Annotated in this window: 17 protein-coding genes; 6 read left to right on the forward strand and 11 right to left on the reverse strand. The window is 55.3% G+C overall.

Annotated features, from left to right (window positions below; all coding sequences use genetic code 11):
- Nucleotides 1–34: 34 nt before the first annotated feature.
- The 7 genes from PSAB_RS19260 to PSAB_RS19290 all read right to left on the reverse strand — a co-directional run bounded on the left by PSAB_RS19260 (nt 35) and on the right by PSAB_RS19290 (nt 8201).
- Nucleotides 35–775 (reverse strand): ion channel, encoded by a 741-nt coding sequence (locus PSAB_RS19260; protein WP_025336221.1) that lies wholly within the window; start codon nt 773–775, stop codon nt 35–37.
- A 96-nt stretch (nt 776–871) separates the two neighbouring features.
- Nucleotides 872–2224, reverse strand: a complete 1353-nt coding sequence (locus tag PSAB_RS19265; protein WP_025336222.1) for an RNA-guided endonuclease TnpB family protein — start codon at nt 2222–2224, stop codon at nt 872–874.
- A gap of 287 nt (nt 2225–2511) precedes the next feature.
- Nucleotides 2512–3309, reverse strand: coding sequence for a DUF3891 family protein (locus tag PSAB_RS19270; RefSeq protein WP_025336223.1), 798 nt, complete (start codon nt 3307–3309; stop codon nt 2512–2514).
- Nucleotides 3310–3628: 319 nt separating this feature from the next.
- Nucleotides 3629–4489, reverse strand: coding sequence for an MBL fold metallo-hydrolase (locus tag PSAB_RS19275; RefSeq protein WP_025336224.1), 861 nt, complete (start codon nt 4487–4489; stop codon nt 3629–3631).
- A 494-nt stretch (nt 4490–4983) separates the two neighbouring features.
- A complete protein-coding gene (gene sdhB, locus PSAB_RS19280) occupies nt 4984–5748 on the reverse strand; it encodes a succinate dehydrogenase iron-sulfur subunit (protein WP_025336225.1) in 765 nt (254 codons plus the stop codon).
- Between the two features lie 23 nt (nt 5749–5771).
- Nucleotides 5772–7517 (reverse strand): succinate dehydrogenase flavoprotein subunit, encoded by a 1746-nt coding sequence (gene sdhA, locus PSAB_RS19285; RefSeq protein WP_025336226.1) that lies wholly within the window; start codon nt 7515–7517, stop codon nt 5772–5774.
- A gap of 15 nt (nt 7518–7532) precedes the next feature.
- The gene (locus PSAB_RS19290) at nt 7533–8201 is read right to left on the reverse strand and encodes a succinate dehydrogenase cytochrome b558 subunit (protein WP_025336227.1); all 669 of its coding nucleotides are present in this window, start codon (nt 8199–8201) and stop codon (nt 7533–7535) included.
- A 352-nt stretch (nt 8202–8553) separates the two neighbouring features.
- Between PSAB_RS19290 and PSAB_RS19295 the strand changes: the two genes are divergently transcribed.
- On the forward strand, nt 8554–9462 hold the full coding sequence (locus PSAB_RS19295) for a LysR family transcriptional regulator (RefSeq protein ID WP_025336228.1): 909 nt from the start codon (nt 8554–8556) through the stop codon (nt 9460–9462).
- A 409-nt stretch (nt 9463–9871) separates the two neighbouring features.
- On the forward strand, nt 9872–11785 hold the full coding sequence (gene thrS / locus PSAB_RS19300; RefSeq protein ID WP_025336229.1) for a threonine--tRNA ligase: 1914 nt from the start codon (nt 9872–9874) through the stop codon (nt 11783–11785).
- Between the two features lie 306 nt (nt 11786–12091).
- Here the strand turns inward: thrS and PSAB_RS19305 are convergent, their stop codons facing one another.
- Together PSAB_RS19305 and PSAB_RS19310 are read right to left on the reverse strand one after the other, a co-directional pair.
- Complete coding sequence (locus tag PSAB_RS19305) at nt 12092–12772, reverse strand: potassium channel family protein (protein ID WP_025336230.1); 681 nt, start codon at nt 12770–12772, stop codon at nt 12092–12094.
- Between the two features lie 12 nt (nt 12773–12784).
- Nucleotides 12785–14143 carry a TrkH family potassium uptake protein gene (locus tag PSAB_RS19310; protein WP_038597395.1) on the reverse strand — a complete coding sequence of 453 codons (1359 nt, stop codon included), beginning with the start codon at nt 14141–14143 and terminating at the stop codon, nt 12785–12787.
- A 217-nt stretch (nt 14144–14360) separates the two neighbouring features.
- Between PSAB_RS19310 and PSAB_RS19315 the strand changes: the two genes are divergently transcribed.
- Together PSAB_RS19315 and PSAB_RS19320 are read left to right on the forward strand one after the other, a co-directional pair.
- On the forward strand, nt 14361–16106 hold the full coding sequence (locus PSAB_RS19315; protein WP_025336232.1) for a CPBP family intramembrane glutamic endopeptidase: 1746 nt from the start codon (nt 14361–14363) through the stop codon (nt 16104–16106).
- A gap of 212 nt (nt 16107–16318) precedes the next feature.
- Nucleotides 16319–17572, forward strand: coding sequence for an MFS transporter (locus PSAB_RS19320; protein WP_025336233.1), 1254 nt, complete (start codon nt 16319–16321; stop codon nt 17570–17572).
- Between the two features lie 172 nt (nt 17573–17744).
- On the opposite strand, the gene uvrC is transcribed toward PSAB_RS19320, so the two are convergent.
- Nucleotides 17745–19802 (reverse strand): excinuclease ABC subunit UvrC, encoded by a 2058-nt coding sequence (uvrC, locus tag PSAB_RS19325; protein WP_226991835.1) that lies wholly within the window; start codon nt 19800–19802, stop codon nt 17745–17747.
- 87 nt (nt 19803–19889) lie between these two features.
- On the opposite strand from uvrC, the gene PSAB_RS25545 reads away from it, so the two are divergent.
- The gene (locus PSAB_RS25545) at nt 19890–20132 is read left to right on the forward strand and encodes a hypothetical protein (protein WP_144240544.1); all 243 of its coding nucleotides are present in this window, start codon (nt 19890–19892) and stop codon (nt 20130–20132) included.
- 129 nt (nt 20133–20261) lie between these two features.
- On the opposite strand, the gene trxA is transcribed toward PSAB_RS25545, so the two are convergent.
- Entirely contained in the window at nt 20262–20579 is a 318-nt protein-coding gene (trxA, locus tag PSAB_RS19335; RefSeq protein WP_025336234.1) for a thioredoxin, read from the reverse strand.
- Between the two features lie 404 nt (nt 20580–20983).
- Between trxA and PSAB_RS25550 the strand changes: the two genes are divergently transcribed.
- A complete protein-coding gene (locus PSAB_RS25550) occupies nt 20984–21142 on the forward strand; it encodes a YqzM family protein (protein WP_144240545.1) in 159 nt (52 codons plus the stop codon).
- The last annotated feature ends 193 nt before the right edge of the window (nt 21143–21335 follow it).

Genomic DNA, 21335 nt, shown 5'->3' on the forward strand with positions numbered 1-21335 from the left:
AGAGCGGTTTAATTGCCGGGTTTTTACCGGGTTTTTACCGGGTTTCGCCGCCTTTCTCCGCTCTGTCGCCCGCGCCGGATTTCACTTCCCTTTTAACCTCTTCCTTCACTTCATCCCGGGCCCCGGATTCGATGTCCACTTCAATCTCCGCCTCAATTTCTTCCTCCGGCTCGTTCCCGAGTATTTTGCGGAAGAGTCCGAGCATCGCCAGCGCGTAGTACACGGTAATGAAACTGAAACCGATCTCCATAATGACCACAAGCCTTGAAGTGTTGTCGATCGGGGCGATGTCTCCGTATCCCACAGTCGTAAAGGTCGCAACGCTGAAATACAGGAACGAGATCAATTGCGTAATCAGATCATTCCCGATCCCTTCTCCCCGAAAGGAGGATTGGCCAAACAGCTTGTAAATCGAAGTGTACACGATGGTGAAAAACAGGATGCAGGTCATTGTCGCAATACTGATCCGGGCAAGTGTGGAGCGGATTTTGACTTCCCTGCGGTTCGATTCCTTTATTTCCTGGAAAATAAAAATCAGAAAAAAAATGACCGATACCAAACAGAACAGTACAATCAGGCTTCTCAGCCCGCCTACCCCCGTTACCAGAACATTCATGCTGATCAAGTTCAGCAAATCCTCCACGGAGAACAGCACATAGATGAGGAGCGGCACAGCCAACACGCCCTTGCTCACCCATTTGGTCTTTGCCCGATAGAAACAAAAAGCCATAAGAAGCACAACAGCCGTGTTGAGGGTCCACATCCATCCATTCATAAGTTGTTCGCTCCTGTTGAACTCTCCCCCACTTAGCTTACGCCTGAAGTAGGGGCTTCTGTTGGCATCGATACAGGGTTGCACACGCTGCGAGCTTCATGATTGAAGACCCAATGCCTGTTGCACCCGAATGAGGGAAGCCAACGTCCAATACGTTCGTTTTGCCAATGAAGGGTCTTTGGCCTCCAAGGACAACCACGTCTTTTCAGATGTGGATTTTTGTATATTACGTAACACGTATCGTGCACCGATGTTATACGAGGCATTAAGGTCCGCATGATACGTTTTTCCTGTTGCGAATACAGCAACATCACGCTTTGTGTTGCGTTGTACAAATCCACTTCCGTCAAAAGCAAGCGCACTGGTATTCGCCGGGCTAACCATGGACACCCGCATCCCCAAGAAATGCGCCATTTCGGTCACTTTCGTTTGGATGCGCCGTTTCGCCCAAAACTGGAGCTTGGTACGAAACCGCTTGGCTCCCCACGTTCCTTTAGGCAGACGCATCTTGCCTAAATACTCCATGACAATGACATCTGCGCGGTGCTTTTGGGCAAAGGCGAGGATTTGATGTGCGGTATCGTGGACGATATGCGTCTGTAAGCCGTTCATCCGCCGCCAGAAATTCGGTTTTGCCCCTATACCGGATTGACACTGAGCTTGTTTCAGTTTGCCTGTGATTTGGCGCATCCGGTCTTTTTCTTTGGCTTGGTTAATAAAGGTCCTCGCCAAGACAGTGCCGCTTGCGTCCATCACGGAACAGACTGCGGAATTCGTTAACCCCAAATCAACGGCACAGACCCGCTGTTTGGAAAATTCCGTCTGGGTCAGCTTCACATCCCCTTCATAAGCGATATGAAGGGCATATCGTTTTCCTTTCCGTACCAATGTGGGGCTGCATTCTTTCATGCTCCACACATTACGTTTAAATAAGTCTTGCCCCTTAAAGGTAATGGGGAGCCAGATCCAATCGCCTTGATGAAAGATCTTGATGTTGGCTGCCCGATCGGAGGTTCGAATGAACATGTTGCCTTTGTACAAGCAAGGGAACGCCCGATGCTGAGCCTCAAGTGTCGGCGGTTTCTTCGAAAAGCGTTTCCCTTCTTGCTGGGCGCGTTGCCGCTCGGCTTGCCAAAGCTCAAACCGGGAATGATGACTTTTCAGAATACCAAACGCTTCGGCAATGGCACTTCTGCGGAAGTACGAAGGAAACTTATAAAAGCGTTGATCAAACTCGGCGTAGAGCGGATTCGGATTATGCCTGGTACGATGAGTCAGCCGTTCTACCGCCGTCACCACCGCTTGGGTGGATAACGATACCAAGGACATAAACTGCTCTTGAATGACCGTAATCAAGAACGAGAGCGCCTCTTGATACACATGGAGAGTCGCATCTAGCATGCGGTGGTGAGATGTAATCGGATGTTTGAGTGTTTTGACCACCTTCATGAGACGCGCCTCCATCGTAATTTGATGGATCTAGCATAACACAAGAACATATGTTTGTTAAGCGGACGTGTCTAACCCCCGCCTTCGCTGTTGACCTTGAGGTGGGGGACTACGGTACTAAATCTGTTCAAGGTAGGTCCTTCGAGCAGCCGGGAAAATGGCTTGTTTGCCGCTCAAGGTCTGCGGCTTGCTGCCTTTCGGCTTTCGGAACATATCACAACCGGCGCTGTTTTGTCCTGCGGGATATTCGTCGGAACTCTCTCTGCAGCCGGCGCGGCTTGAGGCCCTTATGGCCGCTTCAGTTCCCCTTCAGCGATGGTCACGCTTACCGGCGTCTCCACCGTGCTGCTGTACGCCGCTGCCAGCCCGCGGGAGACCGCCTCGTTCCGGGGCACCCGGCGCACCGGCAGCGTCACTTCAAAAGATGCGGTGAACGGGTAAGGATCGAGCAGCAGCTTCGTTCCCCGCCACTCAGCCGTGATGACCCGTCCGCCGGTAAAATCGAATTCCCCGGTGCGGGAGAAGCCCTCCTTGAACCAGGGATGGATATCCTTCGTCGGCGTTCCGGGATCGTGCAGCCCGATAAACAGCGACAGATCGTCGCAGAACTGCAGCAGCCGGCTGTCGTAGTACAGCTCCGCTTCGCCGATAGCCGCTCCATTCATCTCCAGCTCCCGGTGAATCCGGGAACGGCGCTTCTCCTCTTCCTGGAGATAGACGGTCAGCTCAGGGGCGTTCTCGCCGGACACTTCGATCAGGCGTTCATAATGCAGGCTGCACAGCAGCGCTCCGTACGATGTAACCGTCTCGATCTCGTCCAGTCCCCGCCGGTAAAAGGTCAGCTTCGGCACGACGGGAAAATCGATAAAGCTGTAAGGCGCCTTGGCTGCATCGTTCCAGAAAGGCGTCTCGTCCAGATCAACCCAGCCGCGGTCATGGTTGGCTATCGCGTACAGCACTTCATCCGAATAGCGCTTCCGGGGCACCTCTTCCATGCGGAACCGCGACGCAAATTCCCCGGCCAGCTGCCCGTGGTCATGCTGCTTGATCATGACAAAGCTCTCATCCTGCTCCCGACAAATCACCGCTATACCTCCCAGCAGATCCCATTTCCACACATTAATACGGAGATTATAACATATTTGCCTGGGCGATTTGGAATCGGGGGCAGCGGAGGATTCAGCGGTAGCGGGGGATTCGGCGGTAGCGGAGGAATCCGCTGCAAGAAGAGCCGGCTGGGTATCGGGTCACCCTTAGCTTGGGACCTTGTTGGGGTTTGCCCGGGCATCTGTAATCGCATCGACGGTATATATACCTTCGTAGTCGCCTGCCGGCCTGCCTAACCTTTGTACGCCCTTTGCCCTGGTCACGACTGCAGATGGCCTTCGCATTTGCTCCTCCTGCTCACACCGGCTCCGCGCCTGCCATGAAATAATCCAGACCCTGAAGCAAATCTTTAGGCAGCTCATCCAGCTGCAATATAGCCTTCATTTCCCGGATCACCTGTTCCCGGTTATGGCCGAACCGTTCCACGGCCCGGGCCAGCATCTCCCAACCCGCCAGATCGCTGCGGAACTCTTCCCCGCTCATCGGAACGCCATGCGATTCCACGTACCAGTCCGCGTTATACCCATATGCCGTAGACAGCAGCTTCAAAAAGGCAGCGCTGGTATACTTTCGCGGACCGCCGTAGACGGAAGGTCCAAGCGCATCGCCCAGAAACAGCACCCGGTCCTCCCGGACATGCAAAATACAGCTGTCGGCGGAATGGTCTCCTCCCACATGCACCAATTCGCAGACCACGCCGCCGAGATCAAACTCGATCCGGTCCTGAAACAGAATATCCGGCTGGGTGATGCGGATATCACGATGGTCGCCGAACTCCTTGCGGATATCGGCGGCGCTCTCTTCGCTGATGATTCCATCCGAAATCAAGTTCAGGAGGCAGCCGTCCGACCAGTCCAGCCCCCGAAGCGAAGACAGCGCCCGGGCGGTTTCCTTATGGGCCGCTGCCGGAAGCCCCCAGGCCTGCATGCCGAAGGTATGATCCCAGTGCCAGTGGGTCAGCGCCATTATTTCCGGCAGGCGGACCCCGCGCCGCTTTAGCTCACTGCGGAACAGCTTCGCATGCTCCGGCGAATTGCCGGCGTCCATGAGCAGCGTTCGCCGCTCTCCTGCAATGGCCGCAAGGATGGGACGGTCCGTTTCATGCTCAGCATGCATAATGATGACATGCGGGCTTAACTGTTGATAATGGTGCGTCATGTTCAGCTCCCCTTTTTCGCCGTCAAGTGTATCCTTTGACAAATACAGAATTGGTGTACAGTGATCACTTTAAATTAGGCGCGCTAAATCAGGCTTTGGATGGATGGACCGGAAATTCTCCCGCTTATTTTTCAAATAAAGGGCTTGATTAGGATCCAGACTGGAAAATCTCCATCTTAATCCGGCAATTTGGTCGATTATGCAGAAAACGCGGACAATAAGGCGGAGGTTTTCCCCTCCAATGTCTTAATTATCGTTTTTTCCGAAAATAAGATGGAGGCTTTCCCGTTCATGCCAGTACCTGAACAAAATGGAGTGCTGTATCATCCAAATTCCAGTTATTAAGCGCATATTATCTCCATGTTGGAACAAATCGGTCTTTAATTCAAGGCAAAAGAACAGGCCGCCGCCGGATCGTAATCCGGGGGCGGCCCACTGTGGAGGGTCCGGCATCTGCTATTTGACTGCTTGCTATTGGAAACTTGCTATAGATGCTAGACGCCCAGCCACCGCTTGAACATATGCTTGGTTGTCTGCTTGTTGATTTCGGCGATGGAGGTCGTCAGCGGAATGCCTTTCGGGCAGGCGCGAACGCAGTTCTGCGAGTTGCCGCAGCCCTCAATGCCCCCATCCGTCATCAGCGCCTCCAGCCGTTCGTCGGCGTTCATCTCGCCCGTCGGGTGGGCGTTGAACAGGCGGACCTGGGAGATGGCCGCCGGGCCGATAAAATCGGTCTTGCTGTTAACGTTCGGGCAAGCCTCCAGGCAGACGCCGCAGGTCATGCATTTGGACAGCTCGTAAGCCCATTGGCGCTTTTTCTCGGCCATGCGCGGTCCCGGACCGAGATCGTACGTTCCGTCGATCGGAATCCAGGCTTTAACCTTTTTCAGCGCATTGAACATCCGGGTCCGGTCGATAACGAGGTCACGCACGACGGGGAAGGTGCTCATTGGTTCGACGCGTATTGGCTGCTCCAGATTATCGATAAGGGCGGCGCAGGCCTGGCGCGGCTTGCCATTGATGACCATGGAGCAGGCGCCGCACACCTCCTCCAGACAGTTCGATTCCCAGCAGACGGGAACCGTGGTGTCGCCCTTGGCGTTGACCGGATTGCGCTGAATTTCCATCAGGGCGCTGATGACGTTCATCCCCGGACGGTAGGGAAGATCGAATTCCTCCGTGTAGGGTGCGCTCTGCGGATCGTCCTGGCGGGTGATGATAAATTTCACGTTTTTGGAAGCTGCCGCTGGTTCCGCCATAGTTACCCCTCCTAAAAGTTAAATTATTTGTCCTTGGAGTAGTCGCGGACCCGCGGAGGAATCAGCGATACATCCACGTCTTCGTACGAGATGGACGGGCCGTCCGGCGTCCAGGACGCCTTCGTCGTCTTTAGGAACTCCTCGTCGTTGCGCTTAGGAAACTCCGGCTTGTAATGCGCGCCCCGGCTTTCGTTGCGGAGCAGCGCGCCGAGCGTCATCGCCTCTGCCAGCTCCAGCATGTTCCACAGCTGCCGGGTAAACGCCACGCCCTGATTGTTCCAGCGCGAGGTATCGCTCATGTTGATGCCCCGGTAGCGCTCCTTCAGTTCCTTGATTTTGCCTATGGTCGCCTCAAGCTTCACGTTATGACGGACCACCGTCATGTTGGCGGTCATCCACTCGCCAAGCTCTTTATGGAGGACATACGCGTTCTCCGTTCCGCTCATGCCGAGCAGCGATTCGTATTTGTCCTGCTGCACGCGCCGGTAGCTGTCGAATACGGAAGCGGGGACGTCCTGCACCGATTTTTTCAGCCCCTTGATATATTCTACGGCCTTTGGCCCCGACACCATGCCGCCGAAGATGGCCGACACGAGCGAGTTCGCGCCGAGCCGGTTCGCGCCGTGGTATTGGTACTCGCATTCGCCCGCCGCAAACAGGCCGGGAATATTCGTCATCTGATTGTAATCGACCCACATGCCGCCCATGGAATAATGGACTGCCGGGAAGATTTTCATGGGGATTTTACGCGGATCGTCGCCCATGAATTTCTCATAAATCTCGATGATGCCCCCGAGCTTGACGTCCAGCTCCTTCGGATCTTTATGCGAAAGGTCCAGATAGACCATGTTCTCGCCGTTAATGCCAAGCCCCTGATCGACACAGACGTTGAAAATCTCTCGGGTGGCAATATCGCGCGGCACCAGGTTGCCGTAGGCCGGATATTTTTCCTCAAGGAAGTACCACGGTTTGCCGTCCTTGTAGGTCCAGATGCGTCCGCCTTCGCCGCGCGCCGATTCACTCATCAGCCGCAGCTTGTCGTCGCCCGGAATAGCCGTCGGATGGATCTGGATGAACTCCCCGTTCGCGTAATGTACGCCCTGCTGGTACACGGCGCTTGCGGCCGTGCCCGTGTTGATAACCGAGTTGGTCGTCTTGCCGAAAATAATGCCGGGACCGCCGCTCGCCAGAATGACCGCATCCGCCGGGAACGTCTCGATCGACATCGAGCGCAAATCCTGAGCCGCGATGCCGCGGCAGACGCCTTCGTCGTCGATCACGGCGGAGAGGAATTCCCAATTCTCATGCTTCGTCACGAAGCCTTCGACCTCCCAGCGCCGCACCTGCTCATCGAGCGCGTACAGAAGCTGCTGCCCGGTCGTCGCGCCCGCAAAAGCCGTCCGATGATGCTTCGTTCCGCCGAACCGGCGGAAGTCGAGCAACCCTTCCGGCGTGCGGTTGAACATGACGCCCATCCGGTCCATGAGGTGGATGATGCCCGGAGCCGCCTCGCACATCGCCTTGACCGGAGGCTGATTGGCGAGAAAATCCCCGCCGTATACGGTATCGTCAAAATGCACCCAAGGCGAGTCGCCCTCGCCCTTCGTGTTGACGGCGCCGTTGATGCCGCCTTGCGCGCAGACTGAGTGCGATCTTTTGACGGGAACAAGTGAGAACAGATGCACATGAACGCCGGCTTCCGCCGCCTTGATGGTAGCCATCAGGCCGGCCAGACCGCCGCCTACGATAATGATATCGGCTGTTGCCATGACAGGTTCACTCCCTTATTGGATGACAGTATTTGCAGTTTGGACAATAGCCTCAGCTGTTTTGAAATCGCTGTCACGGAACGTGACCAGCGACAGCAGGAACATGAACGTCACCAGAACGAACAAGCCCATGCACAAATAGGACGATACCCGCTGCGAACGGGGACCCACTGTGATGCCCCAGCTGACGAGGAAGGACCACAGCCCGTTGGCGAAATGAAAGCAGGCCGCGACAATGCCGACGATATAAAAAGCAAGCCACCAAGGCTGGGTAACGATATCATGCATCACGCCGCCAAGCTCTTCATGCGTAACGTTGCCAAGCGCCACCTGCACCCGGGTTTCGTACAAATGCCAGATGACAAAAATAAAGGTGACGATGCCGGTGATCCGCTGAAGCGTATAGCGCCAGTTGCGTTCCAGATTGTAGCGGTTCAGGTTCGGCTTGGACTGGTAGGCGATATACAGCCCGTAGACGCCATGGTACAGCAGGGGAAGCCAGATGAACAATAATTCCAGGAAGAAGACAAGCGGCAGGCTGTTCAGCCACAGCACACTGTCTTTAAAACCCTCAGAGCCCCCCTCCACCGCCGAGAAATTCGTCAGCATGTGCTCGATGAAGAAGAATGCCAGCGGGATAACACCGAGCAAGGAATGAATTTTTCTGGAATAAAAGCCTCTCATAATGCGGGGTCCCCTTTCCGAATAAAACAGCGTTTTCATTAATGAGCATACACCTGCTGGACCGCAGTTGAAACAGGGAATCAAAGGGTCTCCTCTGCCGAAGAACCTGTCCATTTCCCCCTCTTCCGCGCCTGGCAAGGCCTTGCTTCATTTTTCACAAATTGTGAATATCTTGTGTCACTTTGTATGTTACTCTTTTTTATCTTATAAGGGAATTGCAATCTAATTATTATTCGTTATAAATTATACGCATAAGACTGCCTGTAAAATGACTGGAATTTCAAATGGCGGCAGCGGTCGAGTACCCTTGGACGCTCGCAGAAAATCCGGAGCAGCCGGAAGGAGTGACGTTATGTTTGATGACCTTGATATTTTTGCGGCGGTTGTAGAACAATCAAGCCTGAACCGGGCATCCCGTCAGCTAAATTTGTCACAGCCCGCCCTGTCACGCAAAATCTCCAAGCTGGAGGAACGGCTGGGCGTCACGCTGTTCAACCGCCATGGCAAAAGGCTTGAGCTGACCGAGGTCGGACGACTCACTTACACCTATGCCCTGGAGCAGCGGCAGCAGCGCGCCAAATTCCTGGAGGCGATCGCAAGGTTCAAACAGGGCGAGCCGCTGTCTGTTGCGCTTGGCGCCAGCCTGACTACGCTGCAGACTACGCTGCCGCCGCTCGTCAATGCATACATGGAAAAATACCCGGCTGCCGAGCTGAAGCTCATTACGGGCAAGACGCATGAGATCGTCACTTCCGTCCGCGAAGGACGGTCCGAGGTCGGCATCATCGCTTCCGCCACCGACGAGCCCGGCTTGCGCTGCATCCCGCTGTTCGAGGATCAGCTGCGGCTCGTCGTCGCCGGACATCATCCGATCGCCGGGCTGTCCCGGCTGGAGATGGAGCATTTGAACGGGCTGCCGATGATCCTGTTCTCCAAGGGAACGTGGTACCGGCGCATGACGGACGACCTGTTCCAGCGCAGCGGCGTTCAGCCCGATATCCGCATGGAGATTGACTCTTTTGAGGCCATTATCCGGCTGCTCCCGACGATCAAGGCGGCGGCGCTGCTCCCCAATTCCTATCTTCGGCCGGAGCTGCTGTCGGGAGGGGGGCTGGCTTCCCTGCACATCAAAGAGCTGGAGCTGACTCAGCGGACCACCTGTCTGATCTACCGTGACACCGGTGATTTGAGCGCCGCGGCTCGCAGTCTGGTTCAGGTGACGGAAGAGGTGTTCCGGGCGGGGCGACCCGCTGCTCTTTAAATTGGCGCTTGACTTGATCTTAGAACGTGAGGTAATGTAATATCCATCCAATTCAACATCCCCATCAGGCAATGACCAAAGACATGATTTCCTTCACGGGCCGTCCAGAGAGAGAAGCTCAGGCTGAAAGCTTCTTCGGCAACCGGATGCGTAAATTACCCCTTTGCAGCCGTGGCGCTGAACCCATGAAACCGATAGCTTAAGTTTCACGGCAGTATGCGGCACCGCGTTATCCCCGTTACCGGATACCAATGAGGACTTGCAGCGGCAGTGTCCGGCAGCAGCCGGGTCATTACGCGCCGCAGGTCGAATCAGGGTGGAACCACGAGCTTAAACGCACTCGTCCCTTTGTGGATGAGATGCGTTTTTTGTGTTTTACAAAAATAATCAGGAAATGGAGGCTGGACAGATGGAAATCAAAGTAACTTTACCAGATGGCGCAATTAGGAGGTACCCGCAAAGCACGACAATTGAACAAGTGGCGGAGTCCATCAGTACGGGACTGAAAAAACAGGCCGTAGCAGGATTGCTCAACGGGAAGCCGGCGGATCTGAGTGAACCGATCGATCAGGACAGCCTCCTGCGGCTGGTTATGGCGGACAGCACAGAAGGACTGGAAATCTACAGACACACCGCGGCGCATATTATGGCCCAGGCCATTAAACGCATATACGGCCCCCAAGCGGTCAAGCTCGGTATCGGGCCGGTGATCGAAGACGGATTCTATTACGACATTGATATAGAGAAGCCGCTGACTGACGGTGATCTTGCGGCAATCGAGCAAGAGATGGAGAACGTGATCAAGGAGGATCTCCCCATCGTCCGCCGGGTTGTCAGCCGAGGCGAAGCCGTTCGCATCTTCGAGGAGAAGGAAGAGCCGCTCAAGCTGGAGCTGATCGCGGATCTGCCCCAGGATGCTGTTATCAGCATCTACGAGCAGGGCGAATTCTCCGATCTGTGCCGCGGGCCCCATCTTCCATCGACAGGCCGTATCAAGGCATTCAAGCTGCTAAGCGTGGCGGGGGCTTACTGGCGGGGAGACTCCGGCAATAAGATGCTTCAGCGCATTTACGGAACCGCGTTTCCGAAAAAGCCGCAGCTGGATGAACATCTGCTTTTTCTGGAAGAAGCCAAAAAACGCGACCACCGCAAGCTCGGCAAGGAGCTCGAACTGTTCATGTTCTCCGAGGAAGCGCCGGGAATGCCTTTTTATCTGCCGAACGGGATGACGATTCGTAACGAGCTGGAGAATTTTGCGCGGGAACTTCAGAGACAGCGGGGCTATAACGAAGTGCGTACGCCGCTGATGATGAATAACCGGCTGTGGGAGCAGTCCGGGCATTGGGATCACTACAAGGACAATATGTACTTCACCAATGTGGACGAAATAAAATATGCCCTTAAACCGATGAACTGCCCGGGCCATATGCTTGTCTACAAGAATAATCTGCATTCCTACCGGGAGCTGCCCATCCGGTTGGCGGAATTCGGACAGGTACACCGCCACGAGCTATCCGGAGCGCTGGGCGGGATGATGCGGGTCCGCACCTTCTGCCAGGATGACGCGCACCTGTTCGTGCTGCCGGAGCAGATCGAGGAAGAGATTGGCCGCGTCATAGAAATGATCGACCATATTTACCAGGTCTTCGGCTTCCAGTACACTGTCGAGCTGTCGACGCGGCCGGAAGATTCCATGGGCTCCGAAGAGCTGTGGAACGAAGCGGAACAGGCTTTGCGACAGTGTCTGGAGGCCAGCGGCATTCCATACCGCCTGAATGAAGGAGACGGAGCGTTCTACGGTCCGAAGATCGATTTTCATATCCTCGACGCTCTGAAACGAAGCTGGCAGTGCGGGACCATACAGTTGGATTTCCAGATGCCCGAGAAATTCGATCTCTCCTATATCGGTGAAGATAGCCAGAAACATCGTCCGGTCGTCATCCACCGCGCCGTGTACGGTTCGCTTGACCGGTTCATCGGAATTATCACCGAGCATTATGCAGGTGCTTTCCCGCTCTGGCTTGCGCCGGTTCAGGCGAAGATTCTGCCCGTTTCGGAGAAGTTTAACGGATACGCCTTCGAGGTGAAAAAATCGCTGGAAGACGCCGGTATCCGCGCCGGCATGGACCTTAGAGACGAGAAGCTGGGCTACAAAATCCGCGAAGCCCAGCTGCAAAAAACGCCGTATATGCTCATTCTCGGTGAGAACGAGCAGTCCTCCGGCAATGTGTCCGTGAGAAAACGGGGCGAAGGCGATCTCGGTTCCCGAAGCCTGACGGAGCTGATCGGGCAGATGACCGAAGAAATCCGCGCCAAACGATAAAGCGCGTACCGACGGCTCCGCCCCGGCGCTAATATGAAAGAAGAAACGGCTTCGCCGTCCTCTCAGGAGGAGGGCATCCGTTTCTCGTAAAAATATAAGTCCATCTATAAGCGTAAACTTATAGATGGACTTATATTTCGAAATAAGACTCTCTTTTGGCCCGCCACGGCCTTGGAGAGTCTTTCTCATTGCTTTAACTGCTGCTACGCGGGTATGGGACTACCGGAAAAGGTAAGGAGCGAGCTTCCCCCTTAGTCATCCAGCAATGCCCACCAGCCGTGCTTTTGTCAGCCGCTAAATGGACTATCAGGCCTCGGCTTCCTCGCGGTTCACCGCTTCCTCTTCAAATTGGTCGATGCTCTCGTTGGAGCCGATGACCACCATGATGTCGCCCGCATACAGGTAATCATGCGCCGTCGGAGCGACGATAACCCCGCCTTCGCGGTTCAATGCGATAATGCTGCAGCCGTATTTCGCCCGGGTGTTGATCTCGGCGAGGCTCTTGCCGTCCATGCAGGACGGAACGGTCAGCTCGACGATTTTGTAATCCTTGGACAGCTCGATGTAATCGAGCAGATGCGGCGTCACCAGCTGATGCGCCACGCGTATCCCCATATCCCGCTCCGGAAAAATAACCCGGTCCACCCCCAGCTTCTCCAAAGCGCGGCCGTGCAGGATCGAAATCGCCTTGGCCACGACCATTTTGACGCCCAATTCCTTCAAAAGAATAGCGGTAAGGATACTCCGCTCCATATTGTCCCCAATCGCGACGATGCCGCAGTCCAGGTTCCGTACGCCAAGCGACCGCATGACGCCTTCATCCGTGGCATCCGCCATAACGGCATGGGTAAGCTTGTCTGTCATTTCCTCCACCCGTTCCTCGTTATGGTCGATGCCGAGCACCTCATATCCCTTCTCCATCAGCTCAAGCGCAAGACTCGCGCCGAAGCGGCCCAGGCCGATCACGACAAACTGCTGTGCTTTCATTTCCGTATCCCCTTATCCGATAATCATTTTGCCTTCCGGGTAGCGATATAATTCCTTACCCTTCTTCGGCCCGAGTGCATAAGCCAGCGTCAATACGCCCAGCCTGCCAGCGAACATGGTAAGACAGATGAGGATTTTGCCCGCCGCGGACAATTCCGGTGTCAGTCCGAGACTGAGCCCCACCGTGGCAAAAGCGGATGTCGTCTCAAACAGCACTTTCAAAAAAGACGTATCTTCCGTGGTGGAGAGCACCATGGAGACGGCGACGATCAGCAGCAGAGCCAGCAGCGTAATGGTCAGCGCCTTGAACACCCGTTCTTGAGCCAGGCGGCAGCGGAACAGCACGATATCTTCCCGTCCGCGCAGCATCGCGATAACCGCTCCAATCATGATGGTAAAGGTCGTCGTCTTGATGCCGCCCCCGGTGGAGCCCGGAGAAGCCCCGATAAACATCAGGATCACGATAAAAAACTGCGAGGCCTGCCTAAGGCCCGTCATATCCAGCGTGTTGGCGCCTGCCGTGCGCGGGGTTACGGATTGAAAGAGGGAAGACCATATTTTGCCGCCCCAGCCCAGGGAACCCAGGGTCCTCGGATTCGTAAACTCGAAGACAAAAAGAACAACGGCACCGATCACGATCAGTGCGGCCGTCATCGACAGCACAACCTTGCTGTGTAGCGAAAGCTTGCGTTTGCGCCGGTAATCCATAATATCGGACATTACGATAAAACCGATGCCGCCGGAGACGATCAGAAACATCACCACGATATTGACAACCGGATCGCCCGCGTAGCCGGTCAGGCTGCGGTACCCGCCGAACAGATCGAATCCGGCATTGTTAAACATCGAAACAGCATGGAATATCCCGAAAAAAACAGCCCGTCCCAGCGGCATATCAAAGGCCCAGCGGATCGTAAGTAAGAGCGCGCCGCAGGCTTCAATGACCAGCGAATAGATCAGGACGCTGCGAATCAGCCGAACGATGCCTTCCATGGAGCTCTGGTTCATCGCTTCCTGAAGCACGAGCCGCTCCCGCAGCGAAATACGGCGCCGGAACACCAGGGCGAACAAGGTCGCCATTGACATGAATCCAAGGCCGCCGACCTGGATCAGCAGCATGATGACGATCTGGCCAAAGGTCGTGAAGAACGTGCCGGTGTCTTTTACAACGAGTCCCGTCACGCAGGTGGCCGACGTAGACGTAAACAGCGCGTCCAAAAAACCGATTGGCTCCCCGGCGGCATGCGATACCGGCAGCATCAGCAGCAATGCCCCGATCAAAATAATAACGGCAAACCCGATCACCAGAATTTGGGGCGGCGACAGCTTCAGCCAGCGAAATTCCGAAACCTTTGATAGTTGTAAGGCCATATCCATCCCCCCGTCCATAAAATCCGATTTCTCTTCATATGCTATCTTAGGCGATATTACCAAATTCGGATGGCGATTTCACTTGTTTTTTCCGTGTTTATCGCCCCTTCACCCTCCAAATAATGGATTTCCGCATCCATGCTGTGCTATTTTAAGATAGTCAGACCATTTTTAGTCAGATGGTTCTATAGAAATCTTTTATCCAAGGAGGCGTTTCATGAATCCCGTAGGCCAACCTTTACAACAGCGGCCCATCTCCCGAACACTCATGATCTCAGGCCTGATCGGTCTGATTTTGTTTGTCTTGTTCCAGATTGTTCCATCCCTTACCCAGGAAGACTTCGCCGGCGAATCGGCGATCAGCAAATCGGAGGCCCGTGAGCAGGCGGCTCTTTTTGCGGCCAAACAGCTCGGATACATACCGGAACCCGGCGACCATTGGATCGTCACTTATAAGTCGGATTCCTCTTTTTACGGCTACATGTCAAGGGAAAGCCTCTTGGACGATTACAGTAAAAGAAAGCTGGACCGTCTCTATCCCTTCGATACCTTTCATGCTTCCCTCGATTCCCAGGATGATAAATGGGCGAACCTGGCCGTCGATCTGAATATGTATACCGGCGCGCCTGCCGGCTTCACCCGAGTTCCCGCCGGAACCGGAGAGAAGGGAAACGGGACCGAAGCCGCATTGACCGGCAAAGATGAGACCGCAGATATCATCAGCGAGTCTTCATTGAGCCCGCAGCAGAAGGAACGGCTGGCGGAGCCTTGGTTGAAAAAATGGGGAGCCGACCCTTCGCGGCTGGAGCGGAATTCTTCTTCTACAGGCAGCTACGGCCTGATCTATACCGATCATTCGGTAAAAGTTGGCGAAGCTTCGCTGCGCTATGCCTTCAAGTTCACCGCTGGCGAAGTGTCCGTCTTCAGGCCCGGATTCTCCGCTCCGGAGTGGCATACGGCCTACGTGGAATCGCAGACTTCTGCGGCGACCCGGTACACGCTGTTCGGCTACGGGCTGCCTACCTTCGCCCTCGGCGTCCTGGCGCTGATCTACAGCATACTCCGCCGGCAGCATACTTCATTTGCGCGCGGCGCCTTTTTGAGCGCAGCCCACTTTGCCATTATGATGATCAGCACGTACAATATGCTCCCCGAAACGGCGGGAACCGGCGCGGAGGACCGGATTACGTCCGTTGTCATGTTCGTCATTTATACGCTGTACAGTCTGCTGATGTCGGCGCTGCTTTACTTCTCTCTGGTCGGCGGAAACGGCCTTTGGAGGAAAGAGGAAGGGCTGAACCCCTGGCCGCGGGCGAAGGAGCCGGGCTACGGCAAATACGTCATGGACAGCGTCTACGCTGGGTATATTTGGGCATTCGTGCTGCTCGGCGTGCAGACGATAATGTTCATTATTTTGCAGTACACGCTGCATAACTGGTCGACGACGGACCCTTCCCAATCGCCCTACAATATGCGCTATGCCTGGCTGCTGCCAATTGTCGCTTGGTTGGCCGGACTTTCCGAAGAGGCGGTTTACCGGCTGTTCGGCATCCGGATGCTCAAAAAAATCGTGCGCAGCACTCTGCTAGCCAGCCTGATTACGACCGTCATCTGGGCGTTCGGGCACACACTCTATCCGATTTATCCGATCAGTTCCCGGCCGATTGAGCTGACGGTGATCGGGCTGTTGTTCAGTTATATTTTCCTGCGTTTCGGCTTCATTGCCGTCATGTTCAGCCATGTCGTCTTCGACAGCATTCTGATGGGCGCCACCCTGATCTTCATGCGGGAGCCTGTGAATGTAGCCGCGGGATTCATTACGATCGCGATGCCGTTTGTCGTCGGCTACATCGTCTATCGCTTCAACCCGCCGGGGCGGGAGCGCAAGCCGCAGTTCCTTGATCTCGGGCCAGGACCCGGGCCGGGTTCCGGACCGGGCCCAGAGCCTGGGACGATCGTGTAGCCGCAGGACGGTTGCTTGGGAAAAGGGAGTCTGCGCGTGGACGACCGTGAATGCTTACGTCTTGCCGGCGCAGTAAGCGCCGGGCAAGACGTAAGGGAGCCATGAACACCCAAGGCGACAGGAGATCATTATTCCTTTATTCAGGAGTCCCATGTGGAACAAATCGCGGAGCGAATCCTGAATTACGTTCCCGAGGTGAAAAGGGTTAATCTATGACAAATTCAAGTACGTCTTCATCCCTGCAGCCTGAGACGGATGAGCAGGCAGTTCCGGCGCTCAAGCTGCTGGAACTGCCCCTCTCCTATATCCGGTTTCTGATGGGGATGTTCATTTCCAGATTGGGAGATTCCCTGTTTACTTTCGCCATTCCCTGGATCTCCTACAAATTAACCCAATCCGGTATCGTGATGGGGCCCATGTACGCGGTGAGCGTTCTGCCGATCGTCTTGTTCGGGCCGGTTGTGGGCAGTATGGTCGACCGCTGGGAACGAAAAAAGCTGATGATCATTACCGATAGCTCCAGAGCGCTGCTCGTCGCGCTGATCCCCCTGTTGCACTTTGCTGGAGTTCTGCAGCTGTGGCATCTTTACGTGATTTCCTTCATACTCACCATACTCTCGCTTATGTTCGATGTTTCCATTGTTGCCATTATTCCTTCACTGGCGCCCAAACAATTGACGCGGGCTAACGCCTCCTGTCAGTTGACCAATCAAATCGCGGAGCTGGCGGGACCGCTGCTTGCCGGCGTGATTATCGTAGCCATCGGAGGATTCAACACGCTTTGGCTCAATGCCGCATCATTCTCGGGAACGCTTGTCGTTTTGATGCTTATGCCAAGCTTCGGCAAGCCCAAGTCGATGTCCAGCCTGTCGCAGATTTTCAAAGACATCGGCGAAGGGTTCAAATGGCTCATCCGTTCCAAAATCAATCTCTCCTTCTCCTTCCAGGCGATGATTGGAAATTTCGGCTACAGCGCGACTTTCGGCGTGTTGATGTTCTACCTGCTGAACACTCTCCATCTGAATACCCAGCAGAGCAGCATCAACTATACCCTGTTAGGATTTGGAGGCATCATCGGAAGCATTCTGGCCGTTCCGCTGGAGAAGCGGTTCCGCAGGGGCACATTGATCCCCGTGCTGCTGGGGGTCGGAACGGTCGGTTTCCTTTTTGCTTCAGTCAGTCATTTCTGGCTTGCTCCCGGGATCGCCTTTTTTGCGGTCACGGTCTGCAACGTCGCCTGGAATACGATTGTCACCTCCGTACGCCAAGAGACCATTCCATCCGATATGATCGGACGCGTGCTTGGCTTCTCCAGAGTGCTGACCCGTTTGGCCATGCCCTTGGGAGCGATGTCCGGAGCCACCCTGTCGGGATGGACCGATCCAAGAGCGGTATTCGCTGTAGCGGCAGGCGCCAAAATCCTGGAGGTAGTCATCGCGCTGGTGACGCCGATCCGAAAACTTTGAGCACATCTGGATCAGCTCAAATCGGATGCTCTGCATACAAGCGTTGAAAATATTCGGGCCCAGTCCGAAAAACAGCCCGGGAGCGCATTAGCGACTCCCGGGCTGTTGCTGTAAAATATGGACTTTATAAATGGCTCGGCAAGCTTACCTTGTTATACCGTTTCTTCATCTCTTAGCGCGTCCAGAATCTGCCGCGCGAGCTTGTCGCCGATGGACAATGGACGGAAATCTTCGACCGTCGCTTCTTTGATTTTTTGAGCGAGCCGAAATGCTTGAGCAGCAGCTTCCGCCGCTTCTCCCCGATTCCCGGGATCGCGTCAAGCCGCGAAGTGACCATCGACTTGCCGCGCTGCTCGCGGTGGAATGTAATCGCAAAGCGGTGCACCTCATCCTGAATACGCTGGAGCAGATAAAACTCCTCGCTGTCCCGGGCCAAATGAACCGGCTCCGGCGGATCGCCGACCAATAGCTGCGCGGTCTTGTGCTTGGCGTCTTTAACGAGTCCGCAGACTGGAATGAACAGGCCTAGCTCGTTCTCCAGAATATCGACGGCGGCGGATATCTGGCCTCTGCCGCCGTCAACGACAATCAGATCGGGCTGCGGCAAACTCTCCTTCAGTACCCGCTCGTAGCGGCGGCGGATGACCTCGCGCATCGTTTCGTAGTCATCCGGCCCCTGAACGGTGCGCACCTTGTATTTGCGGTACTCCTTCTTCGCGGGCTTGCCGTCGATGAACACGACCATCGCCGATACGGGATTCGCTCCCTGGATGTTCGAGTTGTCGAACGCCTCGATCCGGCTGAGGCTCTCAAGCCCAAGGCTCTGCCCGAGCCCTTGCGCCGCTCCGGAGGTGCGCTCCTCGTCCCGCTCGATCAGGCGGAACTTCTCTTCGAGCGCCACGCGCCCGTTCTCGCAGGCCATGCGGACCATCTTCTTCTTCAGGCCGCGCCGCGGCACCAGCACCTTGACGCCCAGCCATTCCTGGAGCGCGGCGGCCCCGCCGGCGGCATCCACCACGCCTGCCGCAGCGGCTTCCACGGCAGCGGCAGCGCGTTGTGCCGTCTCCGCGGCCGTCTCCGGCGCGTCCTCATCGGCGGCGGCAGCGTCTTCGGCAGAGAAGGCGTTCTCCGCCGGCTCGCCGCCACCGGCAGCGGGGCCGGCGGAAGTTTCGCCGGCCGTCTCCGCTGCCGGGGCGTTTGCAGGCGCCGCTGTTCCGGCGCCAGCCGCTCTTTCGGCCGCGCCGCTTTCCTCAGCGGCCGGACCATCCGGCGGAAGCACGGACGCCGCGTCCTGCATCAGCAGCGCTTCAGGCAGCAGAATCTCCTGCGGCAGCGCCGGATTTTCGCTGTAATACTGCGTCACATACGACATGAAGTCGCTGAAGGCTTCACCGTAGAACGGGAAGCTGGACGAGTGGCGCTGGATCATTTTTCCCTGTCTCATATAGAGAATCTGCACGCACATCCAGCCTTTATCCACCGCATAGCCGAATACGTCCCGGTCCTTCGTGTCTGCTGTGTTGATGTTCTGCTTCTCCATCAGGGCTTCGATATAGTTGATTTGATCCCTCAGCTCCTTGGCCCGTTCAAAATACAGCTCCTCCGCGGCCTCCTGCATTTTTTGCTGAAGATCCTTCTTGACCGCTTCATGACCACCGCCAAGGAACGTTGAAATACTCTGGGTGATCTCGTCATACGCCGACTTCGGCACCTCCTTCTCGCACGGCGCCAGGCATTGGCCCATATGATAATAAAGGCATACCTCCTTCGGCATCGCTCCGCATTTGCGCAGCGGATACATCCGGTCGAGCAGCTTCTTCGTCTGTTGGGCCGCGTAGGCGTTCGGATACGGTCCAAAATACTTCGCTTTATCTTTAAGCACCCGGCGCGTCACTTCGAGGCGCGGATGCCGTTCATTCGTAATTTTGATGTAGGGGAAGGTCTTGTCGTCCTTGAGCTGCACGTTGTAGCGCGGCATATGTTTTTTGATCAGGTTGCACTCCAGAATGAGCGCTTCCATGTTGCTGGCCGTGACAATATATTCGAAATCGCGGATATCCACGACCAGCCGCTGGGTTTTGCCGTTATGGCTGCCCGTAAAATAAGAGCGGACCCGGTTCTTCAGCACCTTCGCCTTCCCAACATAGATGATGGTGCCTTCTTCGTTCTTCATCAGGTAACATCCGGGCAGGTCCGGCAGCAGCGCCAGCTTGCCCCTGATATTGTCCATGTAATCCACGTGGTTTTCCCCTCCTAAATCCTCCCCAATGGGGAGGACCCCAAGGGCTCCGCCCTCTGGACACCCGGAAATGGGCGAATGAGCAGCGCTGAGCCTGGGGTGGTGACCTGGTTTGAATCAAGCGGTCCCTTCTCGGTCCCCGCCCTGACGGGCGGCGGCCTCGGGACCTTTCATGCGGCGCGTCCACCGGCGCTTACCCATCATATGTGCGGACGCCCGCTCTCCCTGCGGGATTCGCTTTACTGCGTAATACGGCGTATTACTCTCCATTCGTGCAGCGACCCGCTCTCCCTTCGGGATTCGCTTTACTTCGTGCTTTGACGGGGTAATGCCTATACTTGTCGGCACCCGCTCTCCCTTCGGGATTCGCTTATCATACGCACAAAGCGCCTCCGGTTTAAACCGAAGGCGCTGGGCAGGGCCAATGACCCGGGAGCTAACGGAAATTAATTATTGATGCTTCGCTACGATATTTTTCAGCGACTCTTTGGAGTTCAGACCGACTACTTTATCGACAGGCTGGCCGTCTTTAAAGAAGATCAGCGTCGGGATGCTCATCACGCCGAAACGGGAAGCCGTTTCCGGATTTTCATCGACGTTCAATTTCGCGATTTTCACGCCGTCTCCAAGCTCAGTGGACAATTCGTCCAGAATCGGAGCAAGCATTTTGCAAGGACCGCACCAAGGAGCCCAGAAGTCTACTACAACAGTACCCTGACCTTGAATCTCGGTGTTAAAAGATTGGTCAGACACATTAACGATTGCCATGATATATTCCTCCTAAAATGTATTGTGGCGACAGGCTTCCGTACAGACGCATCAGCGATGCCGACTGCGAAAGGATGTCAAAGGGTTTTGCGAAGCGGAGTCCGCTTCGTAATATTTAATCGTCTGTGAAGCGGTGCGGCGTTCGGTATAGCCCGCTTCGTATGCTCTGCGTTAATAAATGTTTTCATGTAGTATGATAACCAGATTACAATTTATCGACACGTTCTCAGTATAACATATTTTACCCGAATATGTGAAATGTCACATTACTCGTTTATTTCGAAAGATTCTTTACAACCTGCTGAGAAGTTGGATATACTTAAAGAAAGCGCATTATCTGTCAATGACAATCTTCATACTCCTGCATTCCCAGCGAACGGCCATTTTGGCGAGGAGGTCAAACTATGGATACCAATGTGCGGACGCCTGATCCCCGGGAGCATGTAAACGAAGAGCCCCGGAATGACCTGGGCGATTTAGTGACCGGTTTTTTGGGAATGACCACATTTATGTTCGTTGTCTTTTTCGGCATGGTTATCATCAAGTTCCTGATGTCGGAGTGAACAAACGGCAGGTCCGATCACCGGACCTGCCGTTATTATTTGTTGCGCATCCCGTAGGGACAGCGGCTGCACGCTCTCTTGATGCGCAATCCGCCCTTCACGCGCTAACGTAGAGCGCATCCCGCAGGGACAGCGGACCACGCTCGCTTGATGCGCAATCCGCCGCCCCCTCGCATGAAAGGTCCTTCGGCCT

The sequence above is a fragment of the Paenibacillus sabinae T27 genome (genome assembly GCF_000612505.1).
GTDB classification, from domain to species: domain Bacteria; phylum Bacillota; class Bacilli; order Paenibacillales; family Paenibacillaceae; genus Paenibacillus_AQ; species Paenibacillus_AQ sabinae.